The sequence below is a fragment of the Acidobacteriota bacterium genome, from assembly GCA_030774055.1.
GTDB lineage: Bacteria > Acidobacteriota > Terriglobia > Terriglobales > Acidobacteriaceae > JACPNR01.
The window spans coordinates 1-11279 of record JALYLW010000133.1 but is presented as its reverse complement, the minus strand read 5'-3'; the positions used below and the strand labels follow the sequence as shown (position 1 = coordinate 11279).

The following is an 11279-nucleotide window of genomic DNA, read 5'->3' as shown; positions in this document are numbered from 1 at the left end:
TCCCACACAAGCGGACGCTTGTATGGGCCACCCATTGCCTGGGCCGCCGGCCCACGATTACGTGGGCTACCTCTTGGTGTGAACTGTCAACTCGTTTCGCACCAAGCACCCTGGGTAGTTCGAAACGAGGTTGATAGTTATGTTGTCGGCACTGCCGCGCGAAATGCCAGCGACCTGAAAGGCAAAATGTGGCTCTACTTGGAAGGTCTTACACCGAGCAGGATCCACGATGGCTTCGATCTGAACAGGTGTCACAGCAATCTTCGCAGCGCTAGTGTGCGCCGACAGATCAGCGACCACCAAGAACAATCCGCCGTCGACGCGATCAACAAATGCCAAATTCTCGACAGGCAGCCAGTACAAGCCGTTCGCAACAATCTCGTGCCGCTCAGCCTCAGCTACAAGCGTATTGTCGCCAGGCCGGTTAACGCTACCAGGCGGATAGATGGGTCTTCCCACATTGATATGGTCTGAGAGCAAGACGGCGGGTTGGATTCGATTCGCTCTAGGGGTTAGCTTCACATCGTAGAGGAGGTACTCAGACGTCTCCCCCTCGACAAAGTGCGCCGGGAATACCTTGACATACGCAACATACCTGCGGTCATCGGAAACGGCCGGCCAAAAGCAATAGAAAGAATCCCGAATGCTGCCGGTATCGTTTTCGATCAGAGTGACGATACTTGTGTTCGCCAGAACCCGTCCCACAATAATCGTCAGAGAAGCATCCACTAGATAGACGCTATCAATTTGTGCCGTTTCGTTAGCTAGAGTTAACGAACGCGGCTGTTTAGAAACACCGCTGACGAGTAGCCGGAAACGGCGCCCCGCAGGACAAGATCGACAAGGCTCCTCTCCCAAGAGCGAAAGTGCTACTTTGCCGTGTCGCGCCTTGAGTGGCCGCTGATGCCCCGGGCTGAATGCGTCCGAAGATATTGCAGCGCTTTGCGCTTGCTGCTCGGGTCGAAGCAATGGGCCGGCAAGGAGGCAACAGAGCAGCAACGCCCCGGCATTTGCGACGGTCGACGTAAAGCGCATGTTGACTCCCATCCTTCCGGTCACCGAAGTCGAATCGTCTTGTAGGTTCCGTAATCGGGGATGCTTCCGGGTGTGCACGCGGCCTGGGTGGTGTAATTGTCTAACTGTAGAAGGCTGCCGCACGCCGCGCATCGGTCGGTAACGGTCTTCGTTACGGCAGTGGGGCCGAGAATAAGAACCGAATCGCCGCACACCAAGGGGGCGCCGTCACCTTTGGCCACAGTGGAATCGCTTACGCTGTAACCGGTGCAATAGGGAACGATGGCTTGAGGCCGAAAACTCCTTTCGTTGGCATCGGCTGGCGGCGTTCCGTGAGTCATGCAGTAAGCCTCATTCTGTTCGATGCCGAAGTCAATCGCTTTTCCACTCCCATTCAACCACGACTGAGATATGAAGTCGCTCTTCAGAGTTACGGGAGTGAAGGTGCAACTTGGGTTTGGGTTCGTCTTATATGCTGCCGCTTGGGCACCGGTGCAAGCGGTTTCATCCGGGGTGTTGTACCGAGAATGCCGGTATGTGCCCATGACTAAAAAAGCTACGGACTTGCTGCCAGAGGCAGGTTGTGAATTGACGGTCCAAGTTGCTTTAACGGCGCTGTACTGACCCACTGGCAAAGAGGGGCGATTAAAAGCGAAGGTGTACGTGCCCGATGTCTTGGTGCCACTGTAGACCTGGTAAGTCGTTCCTTCTGTGACAACTGTCAGGGTCCCCGTTAATCCCGATGGGGAGAGACTCACCGCGATTTGGTCGCTTACGATGTCGGCAGTTGTAACTTGGACTTGGAGAGAAGTCGAACCTGAACCTGGATGCCCTACCACTGGCGGGCAACCGCCAAAACTTCTGTCGTAGTCCACGTAAGCATTGACGGTTACGTTCCCTGGTGACACCCCGGTGAGCACCCCGTTGCTGACGGCGACAACCGAGGAGTTGGTGCTGCTCCAGTTCTCGCCGCCCATGTCGATATCCCAACCCCAACACGAGTCGGTCGCCTGGATCTCCTGCGTAAAGCCGGCTCCGCCCACGGCGACCGTACTAGAGCTCGGAACCATGACAGGCGGGAAGTAGCCGCAGCACAACCCGCAGCCGTACATCGCATGGCCGTGCGTCCGATCGATGTTGATCTTGCCTTCGAAGAGAAAGCCGTGCACTTTGCGATCGAGATCGCGAATGGAGTAGGTGCCCTGGGTGGTCTCCGGAGGCAACGTGGTGCCGTTCCGGTCCGGGGCCTGGGTGCGGATGAGCTCGCCGATGTCTATCCACATCTGTTCTCCCGGGCCGAGCCGCCGCTCGATCTCGTAGTGTTGTTTCCCGCCATTGAGATTGAGCGTTAGAAGGGCCGTGGCCCCCTGCTCTCCGCCGTTGCCCACGGTCATCACGGTGTTGTTCATCGGTGCGCCCGCGTGCCACACGCCCCCTTCCCACCTGGTAGCCACGGTCGCGGAGAATGGCGTTTGCGTGCCGTAGCGTCCGCTTTCATCGTAACTGGCGGTGATGGGAACGAGGTCACCATGCCTGCCCGAATACTGGATGGAGACTCCGGCCCAGTCTGCATTTGCCGGGATGGCTGGCTTGGCGTCGTCATTCAACGAGATAACTCGTAGCTGGCCGGGCTGGATGGTTGCCGAATCTATGGCCGACATTCCCGTCGAATCGGGTGCTTTCCAACGGATGGCGATTTGCGGTGTCACTGCCGAGTTAGATGCGTTCCTGAGGAGGATTCGCGGCTGAAGTTGAGTGTCGGCTGGAAAGCTCAGTGCAGGCGAAGGCTGACGAAGCGCGACCATAGGTGCGCGCAGCGTGATCTGCGCAACCTTTTCGGAGGGGTCTCGCTCGAAGACTTTGGAAACCGCGGAGAAACCGGTCGAATCATCGTAGGCGAAGGCTATAACGGTGAAATCGGGGCTGGAGTCTGCCATGGATACCGACACGCTACCCATCGCATTTTCGGGGAGGTCGGGCAGGACTTCGCGAACACTGATCCTCGCGCTCTGTCCTGGGCCGATGGTCCGATCCACGGCTACACTCTCTCCACTCACCTCGGAAACCAAGAACCGCGCGCTCGAGCCTTTGCGGGATGTGTTCGTGACTACCACGTAGGTCGTAGCCGCCTTCGTGGGCAAGAGCCACAAGGTCTCGCGCGTTCCGGGAATACTCGACTCGTAGGTCGCGAGGGCGTCGAAGTGAAAGGCGATGGGGTATCCCACGCGCCGCACGATCGCCGCCGCGAAGATGTTCGACGGGCTACCGCCGTCGAAGCGCAAGATCACCGACCCGAACATCGGCGCCGACTCCGCGTTCGCGGACATGATGGCGGCCAGCGCCAGACCCACATTCACAGGCTTCGATTCAGCAGTGTCTACGGTGATGGGCGAGAGCGGCACTTCACGTCCGCTGGCTAGCCGCAGAGTGGGCGTAACCGTGACTGCCCGGTCGCGGCGATTGTTGCGGATCTCGATGTGGGTGTTCCATCCCGGCTCGGACGTCCAGTAGGGCACGACGACTTCCTGTTGGCTAGTGGTCTGTGATTGCAGGAAGGGAGAGACCGACAAGAACAGGAGCAGGCCCGCGATACGCAGCTTCATAACCACCTCCCGACGCGCTTGGACCCTGACAGACCACGGACTCTAGCTTCTCCATCTCTCGCGCCAAAAAAATCGCATTTCTGTTCTAGAAATGGAACAACGTGCGGAAACGTCCGCCACCGCACGGATCTCGCCCGACGCTCCCTCGTTGCCTCGCGCTCGGGTCGCGAATGAGCCGAAGCGATGGCTGACCGGGCCTGAAGGCCTGCTGTTCCACCGATAAGGGCGACCGACTATCCACTAACCACTAGCCACTACACGCTCCTCTGCGCTACATTCGCTCACCCACTTGAGCAAGAAATACTTGAGCAGGAATAAAGGATGATCGGGCAGACCATCGGACACTACCGCATCACCGCCGAGATCGGACGCGGCGGCATGGGCGTGGTCTACGCTGCCGACGACCTCAACCTCGGCCGCCAGGTGGCCATCAAGTTCCTCACTCCCGAGATGGGTTCCGATGCGGACGTGCTCGAGCGCTTTCGCCGCGAGGCGCGCGCCGCCAGCTCGCTCAACCATCCCAACATCTGCACCATCTTCGGTCTGGAAACCGATTTGGAAACTGATCTGGGAACCGGCGTTGGTTCAAGTGGCACGGCCCGCAACTTCATTGTCATGGAGCTGATGGAAGGCCAGCCGCTGGCGCAGAAACTCGCCGCCGGTGCGCTCAAGCTCGCCGACGTGCTCGAACTCGGCATGCAGGTTGCCGACGCGCTCGACGCCGCCCATGCCAAGGGAATCATCCATCGCGACATCAAGCCGGCCAACATCTTCGTGACCGTGCGCGGGCAAGCGAAGATCCTCGACTTTGGACTCGCCAAGCTGACCCGCAAGATCTCCGCCGTGGCCGAGACCATGCCGGTCGGGGCTCCGGATAATGTCGCCCACGATTCCGTGGCCAGCCTTACCTCCACCGGCACCACCGTGGGGACGATCGCTTACATGTCGCCCGAGCAGGCCTGCGGCGAGGACCTCGACGCGCGCAGCGACCTCTTCAGTTTCGGCGCCGTGCTCTACGAGATGTCCACCGGACACCTGCCGTTCCCCGGCAATAGTCCCGCCGTCGTCTTCAGCAAGATCTTGGAGCATCAGCCCTCGCCGCCGCGCCAGTTGAATGACGCGTTGCCGCCGAAGCTGGACGAGATCATCCTGCGCGCGCTCGAAAAAGATCGCGAGCTGCGTTACCAGTCGGCCTCGGAGATGCGCGCTGAGCTGCGCCGCTTGGCGCGCGATTCCAGCTCGGGCAGGATGCAGGCCGCCGTGCCGCCCAGCCGCGTGGGCCAGAAGACCGCATCCAGCACGCAGCAGCTCTTGATGGGCGAGGCCCGGCGGCACAAGCTTGGCATCGTGGCCACGCTGGTCGTAGTCATCGGACTCATCGCCGGCGTTTCTATCGGATTGTTCAAGTGGCTGGGCCATCCGAGCGCGCCGTTCACCACCGACAAGCTCAAGCTCACACGCATGACGCAGCACGGCCACGCGGTCTACGCGGCTATCTCGCCTGACGGCAAGTACGTTGCGTACGCGCGGCGCGAAGGCGATCGCAGCTTGTGGGTGAAGTCGGTCGCCACCGGCAGCCACATCCAGGTCATCCCGCCGGGCCCCGGCTTCTTTCAGCCCGACATAGCTTTCACTCCCGACGGCGACTACATCTACTTCGCGCACACGTCGTTCGATAACCCGTCGGTGCTCGATCTCTACTCTGTGCCCACACTTGGCGGTCCGGTGAAGAAAGTGGTTGCCGATGTGGGAAGCGGCGCCACCTTCTCGCCCGACGGCAAGAAGATAGCGTTCATCCGCTACGACCCCGAGGCGGGGAAGAGCGCGATCATCATCGCGAATGCCGATGGCAGTGGGCAGCAGGAATTCGCAACCCGGCCGAGCGCGCAGGGATTCACTAACGGCGCCCCCGATTGGTCGCCGGATGGAACCCTGGTCGCTGCTTCCGCGGGGCACCTCGGGAAGGAAGCGCTCACCGAGATCGTTGTATATCCGGTTGGCGGCGGCAACCCGACGGTGGTGCCGTCTGCGCTGTTGCTCAAGGGTGTCCGCTGGCTCACCGGGTCGGGATTATTGCTGCTCGCCGCCGACCTCACGCACGGCACCCGCAACCAGATCTTCTACCAGCCGTATCCTGCCGGCGAGATGGTGCGCTTTACCAGTGACCTGAACACGTATCAGAGCATGAGCCTCGACGCGCGGCAGACGATACTCGCGGTGACCCAGGCAGACAACACGAGCGCGCTCTACATCGCGGCGGCGGCTGAACCGGCACAGCAAAAGCAGGTGACGAACGATCGCAACCTCGGTGGCGCGTTCGCGTGGCTCACCAACAAGCGCTTCATCGTGCAGGACAACGAACTACACCTCGCCACGATGGATGCCGCGGACGGTGGCAATCGCGATACCGTTGCCGGCGACCTTCCGAGCGGGAATCCAGTGCGCTGCGGCGAGAATGGGTTCGTGGTGGAGCGGCTCGAGGGCACGAACGTCGTCAACCTCTGGTATTTCAATGTTGCCGACGGGACGACGCGCCAACTCACGCACGGGAATCTCAACACCGCGCCGGCGTGTACGGCTGACGGCAAGTCGTTGTACTACATGTCGCAAGACGTTTCGCCGGCGCGCATGATGCGCGTTCCGCTCGCCGGTGGTGACGCGGTCGCGTTCGGGCCGGCCGCCGCGTTCCAACCCACGCCGTCCCCCGACGGTGCGAGCCTTCTTTTCCTCATGAACGAGGGCAAAGGTGCGGCGCGGAAACAGAATTTCGCGGTGCTGCGCCTGGCGGATGGGCAGATCCAGCAACGTTGGCAGGTGCCGGTCGGCGCGGTCGCGGATGTTTCGAGCCTGGCTTGGACTCCGGACGGCAAGGGATTTATCTATTCCGTGTTGCGCGGCCAGAACAGCAACCTATGGCTGCAGCCGCTGGATGGCGGCGCGGCGCGGCAGATAACCACGCTCAACGATCCCAACGATTACATACTCGCGTTCGCCTATTCGCCGGATGGCAAGCAGCTCGGCGTCCTGCACGGCACCGAGAACCTCGACGTCGTACTGTTTAGTGGCTTCAGGAAGTAGGAGGGAAGAATGTCGCGCATCGTGCTCGGCCTGATCTGTGGCTTTGCCTTCGGCGTGATCGACGTCCTGCTGATGCTGCCCATGTCGTTCCCCGACAAACGCACCGCACTCGCCGGCGCTTTCTGCGACCGCTTCGCCATCGGCTTCCTCGCGTGCGTGGTCGTCCTCCCCTGGCCAGGATGGGCCGCCGGACTCCTCGTCGGCATCCTGATTAGTCTTCCCAGCGCGATCCTCACCAAGGCGTACCTGCCCATCATCGCGCTGGGCGCGCTGGGCGGAACGGTCGCGGGACTTATCAGGATGAAGTTCGGCACGTAGGGCCGTTTCAATCCCCTTCATTGCCGCTCGTCCCTCGCGACTGCTAAACTCAAACGTTTGCACGCGGTCGCTCATTCGTTCCTGACCGCTTCTCGTCTGTAAGGACTCATGCTCGAACCAAAAGACATCGCAATCGTTTCGGGCGCGCGCACGCCCATGGGGCGCTACGGAGGCAAGCTGCGCGATTTCACCGCCAACGAACTGGGCGCTGTCGCTGCCGCGGAAGCCATTCGCCGCGCTGGTGTGGATGCGAAGGAGTTCGACCACGCCGTCTTTGGCAACGCACAGCAGACCTCGGGAGACTCCATCTACGGCGCGCGCCACGTCGCGCTCAAGGCCGGCCTTCCCATCGCGACGCCTGCGCTCACCGTGAATCGGTTGTGCGGCTCCGGCATGCAGTCGATCGTCAGTGGCGCGCAGATGATCCAGCTGGGCGAAGCGAAGACCGTGCTCGCCGGTGGCATGGAAGCGATGTCGCAGGCGCCGCACGTCATCCGCGGCGCGCGTTGGGGCTTTGGTCTCGGCGAGGGCAAGATGGAAGACTCGCTCATGGTCGCGCTGCTCGATACCTACTGCGGCCTCTACATGGCGCAGACCGCGGAAGAGTATGGCAACCAGCAGGGCATCACGCGCGAGCAGATGGACGAATTCTCGCTGCGCTCGCAGCGTCTCGCCGCCGACGCGCAAAAGGCCTGCCGGCTCAAAGAAGAGATCACGCCCGTCCCGCTGCGCAATCGCAAGGGCGAGCCGAGTGGCGAGATGTTCGAGGCGGACGATCACCTGCGTCCCGAGACCACGATGGAAGGCCTGGCGAAACTACGTGCCGCGTTTGGCCAAAACATCACCGCCGGCAACGCTAGCGGGATCGTGGATGGCGCCGCGGCCGTCGTCCTGATGCCGCTGGCCGACGCGGAAAAGCGCGGGCTGAAGCCGATGGGCCGCATCGTTTCCTGGGGCATCGCCGGCGTCGATCCAAAGATCATGGGCTCGGGGCCGGTCCCGGCAACGCGCGCTGCGCTGAAGAAGGCCGGGCTGAAGCTCGAGGACATCGACTTGATCGAAGTGAACGAGGCCTTCGCGGCGCAGTATCTCGCCGTCGAAAAAGAGTTGGGACTCGATCGCGAGCGCGTCAACGTGAATGGCGGCGCCATCGCGCTCGGCCATCCGCTGGGCGCCACGGGGACGCGCCTCGTCATCACGCTGTTGCACGAGCTGCGCCGCCGCAAAGGCAAGTACGGGTTAGCGACGGCGTGTATCGGCGGAGGACAGGGAATCGCCGTGATCGTGGAGAATCTGCAACGCTAGTTCGGGCTCCCTCGCCCGCCGCGACGGGCTCGGGATGTAAGGAAAACTGGAGAAACCATGGCCATCAAAAAAGTAGGCGTCCTCGGTTGCGGTCTGATGGGCTCAGGCATCGCCCAAGTCGCTGCCACTGCCGGCTTCAGCGTCGTGGTGCTCGAGACCGAGCAACAGTTCCTCGATAAAGGTTTCGCCGGCATCGACAAGTCGCTGGCCAAGTTTGCCGAGAAGCCGGAGAAATCCGCTATCACTCCGGAAAAAGCGAAAGAAGCCCGCGCCCGCCTCAAGGGGACGCTGAAGAAGGAAGACCTCGCCGACTGCGACATCATCATCGAGGCCATCATCGAGAACCTCGAGGTCAAGAAGCAGACCTTCGGTGAGATCGACTTTATCGCGAAGCGGGAAGCCATCTTCGCCTCCAACACTTCTTCCATCTGCATCACCGAGCTGGCGGCTGCGACCGGCCGTCCCGACCGTTTCATCGGACTGCACTTCTTCAACCCGGTGCCGCTGATGAAACTCGTCGAAGTGGTCCGCACCATCGCTACCGATCCCGCCGTCTTCGCTGCCGCTTACGAATTCGGCAAGCAACTGGGCAAAGTGCCGGTGCGCACTTCGGATACGACCGGGTTCATCGTCAATCGGCTGCTGGTGCCTTACATGCTCGACGCCATCCGCGCGTATGAAGAAGGTGTGGGCTCGATCGAAGACATCGATCTGGCGATGAAGCTGGGCTGCGGATACCCGATGGGACCGTTCACGCTGCTCGACTTCGTCGGCCTCGACACCACGTACTACATCACGCAGGTGATGTTCGACGAGTTCAAGGAGCCGCGCTTCGCGTCACCGTCGCTGCTGCGCCGCCTCGTCCTCGCCGGCTGGTATGGCAAGAAGACAGGCAAGGGTTTCTACGACTGGTCGGACCCTGCGAAGCCCGTCGCGCAGGACGCCGCGCTGCGCGGGATCATCTCCGAGGGTTCAAAATGAAATTTCAGACACTGCTTTTCGAGATCAAGAACGCCATCGCTTACGTCACCATCAATCGTCCCGACAAGCTCAACGCGCTCAACTCCCAGGTGATGGACGACCTCAACTCCGCCTTCACGGCGATCCGGGACACAGCCGAAGTCCGCGCCGCCATCCTCACCGGGTCGGGCGAGAAGGCCTTCGTCGCCGGCGCCGATATCGGCGAGCTCAACCAGCACGATCCGGTCTCGGCGAAGGTCGCCACCCACAAAGGCCAGGCCGTGCTCAACCTGATCGAGAACCTCGGGAAGCCGGTCATCGCGTGCATCAATGGATTCGCCCTCGGCGGCGGATGCGAGCTCGCTATGGCGTGCACCATCCGTCTCGCAAGCGAGAACGCAAAACTCGGCCAGCCCGAAGTAAAACTCGGCATCATGGCAGGATATGGAGGCTCGCAGCGCCTGCCCCGCCTGGTCGGCACCGGGATCGCCATGCAACTCCTGCTCACCGGCGAGATGATCACCGCGCAGGAAGCGCATCGCATCGGACTGGTCAACGAAGTCGTAGCGCAAGCCGAGCTCATCGCGCGCGCCGAAGCCATCGCGCAGAAGATTATCGCCAACGCGCCGCTGGCGGTGCAGTACACCATGGAAGCGGTGAACCACGGCATGGACATGCCGCTCGCCGAAGGCCTCTTCCTCGAAGCCGCACTCTTCGCCGTGGTCGCCGCGACTGAAGATAAGAAAGAGGGGACGTCGGCCTTCCTCGAAAAGCGCGCTGCGGCGTTCAAGGGGAAGTAGTTTCACCACGGAGACACGGAGAACACGGAGGAAACAGGTTCCCGTTCTTCTCCGTGCCCTCCGTGTCTCCGTGGTAAAAGAGAAACATTACCTGTGACAAAGAAGTACAAACCCGAGGCACCGCCGAAGCCGAAGCACGCCGCGGTCGGGGGAAAGCTGCGCGCGGAAGGCTTCCGCTTTGGCATCGTGGTGGCACGCTTCAACGAGTTCATCACCGAGCGCCTGCTCAGCTCCGCGCTCGATGCGCTGCACCAAGCGGGCGCGCACGACGACCACATCGAGCTGGTTCGCGTCCCGGGGTCATTCGAGGTCCCAGTCGCGGCGCGCCAACTGGCCGAGACGCATCGCTACGATGCCATCCTCTGCCTCGGCTGCATCATCCGCGGCGACACCACGCACTACGAGCACATCGCGACCGAGGTCACGCGCGGCATCGGACAATCCGCGCAAGAGACCGGCGTGCCGCACGCGTATGGCGTGCTGACCTGCGAGTCGCTCGAGCAGGCCATCGACCGCGCCGGCCTGAAGGGTGGTAATAAAGGATACGAAGCCGCACTCACCGCCGTGGAGATGGCGTCATTGCGCAAGGCGATCCACGCGAAGAGTGGAGCGCATAAGCGGACGGACCTCAGTGTTGACGCCGAAGGCGCGCGCGACCGCCGCGAACGGCTGCGCATTAGCGACCTGCACCGCACCGTGGAGCGCGTGCTCGATCAGCACGGGCATCCCAAACGGCAGAAGTGATACTGACCGAGGTCTAGGCACCGCATGGGCACACGCCGCAAATCCCGCGAATTCGCGCTGCAAATGCTGTTCCAGCTCGATATGGGCAAGCAGACCTCGGAGCACGTCCGCAAGACCTTCTGGGGCGAGCGCAAGGACGTGGAGGAAGAGGTCCGCGGGTTCGCCGACGACCTCTTCCGCATCGCGCACGACCGCGCCCCCGAGATCGACGAACACATCCAGAAGCATGCCGAGCACTGGCGCGTAGACCGCATGGCCGCGGTCGACCGCAACGTGCTGCGCGCGGCCGTCGCCGAGTTCCTCGGCTATCCGCAGACGCCCAAGCCGGTCGTGATCAACGAGTACCTCGAGGTCGCGCGCAAGTTCTCTTCTCCGGAAGCGGTGCACTTCATCAACGGGGTGCTCGATTCCATCGCCAAAGAGATCCAGCCCGCGCGCTGAGCGTCAAAAGAGACGG

Annotated in this window: 8 protein-coding genes and 1 pseudogene; 7 read left to right on the top strand and 2 right to left on the bottom strand. The window is 61.9% G+C overall.

Annotated elements, in window-relative coordinates; genetic code table 11:
* Positions 1-66: 66 nt before the first annotated feature.
* Both M3P27_11200 and M3P27_11195 read right to left on the bottom strand, forming a co-directional pair.
* Positions 67-1035: a hypothetical protein gene (locus M3P27_11200; GenBank protein MDP9268873.1), complete on the bottom strand. Its 969-nt coding sequence runs from the start codon at positions 1033-1035 to the stop codon at positions 67-69.
* A gap of 20 nt (positions 1036-1055) precedes the next feature.
* Entirely contained in the window at positions 1056-3617 is a 2562-nt protein-coding gene (locus tag M3P27_11195) for a hypothetical protein (GenBank protein MDP9268872.1), read from the bottom strand.
* Between the two features lie 321 nt (positions 3618-3938).
* Here M3P27_11195 and M3P27_11190 point away from each other — a divergent pair, with 321 nt between their 5' ends.
* The 7 genes and pseudogenes from M3P27_11190 (at position 3939) to nusB (ending at position 11263) form a co-directional block, all read left to right on the top strand.
* Positions 3939-6695 (top strand): protein kinase, encoded by a 2757-nt coding sequence (locus tag M3P27_11190; protein MDP9268871.1) that lies wholly within the window; start codon positions 3939-3941, stop codon positions 6693-6695.
* Positions 6696-6704: 9 nt separating this feature from the next.
* Entirely contained in the window at positions 6705-7013 is a 309-nt protein-coding gene (locus tag M3P27_11185) for a hypothetical protein (protein MDP9268870.1), read from the top strand.
* A 108-nt stretch (positions 7014-7121) separates the two neighbouring features.
* Complete coding sequence (locus M3P27_11180; protein MDP9268869.1) at positions 7122-8318, top strand: acetyl-CoA C-acetyltransferase; 1197 nt, start codon at positions 7122-7124, stop codon at positions 8316-8318.
* A gap of 57 nt (positions 8319-8375) precedes the next feature.
* Positions 8376-9299, top strand: a complete 924-nt coding sequence (locus M3P27_11175) for a 3-hydroxyacyl-CoA dehydrogenase family protein (GenBank protein ID MDP9268868.1) — start codon at positions 8376-8378, stop codon at positions 9297-9299.
* Positions 9296-10078: an enoyl-CoA hydratase-related protein gene (locus tag M3P27_11170; GenBank protein ID MDP9268867.1), complete on the top strand. Its 783-nt coding sequence runs from the start codon at positions 9296-9298 to the stop codon at positions 10076-10078. Before M3P27_11175 ends, M3P27_11170 begins: the two co-directional genes overlap by 4 nt.
* A 156-nt stretch (positions 10079-10234) precedes the next feature.
* Positions 10235-10669: pseudogene (gene ribH / locus M3P27_11165) on the top strand (6,7-dimethyl-8-ribityllumazine synthase).
* A 177-nt stretch (positions 10670-10846) separates the two neighbouring features.
* Positions 10847-11263: a transcription antitermination factor NusB gene (gene nusB / locus M3P27_11160; GenBank protein MDP9268866.1), complete on the top strand. Its 417-nt coding sequence runs from the start codon at positions 10847-10849 to the stop codon at positions 11261-11263.
* Positions 11264-11279: the final 16 nt, after the last annotated feature.

Bases quoted from the DNA above. Each gene is read 5' to 3' on its own strand.
- M3P27_11190 (MDP9268871.1), top strand. From the start codon at position 3,939: ATGATCGGGCAGACCATCGGACACTACCGCATCACCGCCGAGATCGGA.
- M3P27_11180 (MDP9268869.1), top strand. From the start codon at position 7,122: ATGCTCGAACCAAAAGACATCGCAATCGTTTCGGGCGCGCGCACGCCC.
- M3P27_11175 (MDP9268868.1), top strand. From the start codon at position 8,376: ATGGCCATCAAAAAAGTAGGCGTCCTCGGTTGCGGTCTGATGGGCTCA.
- M3P27_11195 (MDP9268872.1), bottom strand. From the start codon at position 3,617: ATGAAGCTGCGTATCGCGGGCCTGCTCCTGTTCTTGTCGGTCTCTCCC.
- M3P27_11185 (MDP9268870.1), top strand. From the start codon at position 6,705: ATGTCGCGCATCGTGCTCGGCCTGATCTGTGGCTTTGCCTTCGGCGTG.
- M3P27_11170 (MDP9268867.1), top strand. From the start codon at position 9,296: ATGAAATTTCAGACACTGCTTTTCGAGATCAAGAACGCCATCGCTTAC.
- nusB (MDP9268866.1), top strand. From the start codon at position 10,847: ATGGGCACACGCCGCAAATCCCGCGAATTCGCGCTGCAAATGCTGTTC.
- M3P27_11200 (MDP9268873.1), bottom strand. From the start codon at position 1,035: ATGCGCTTTACGTCGACCGTCGCAAATGCCGGGGCGTTGCTGCTCTGT.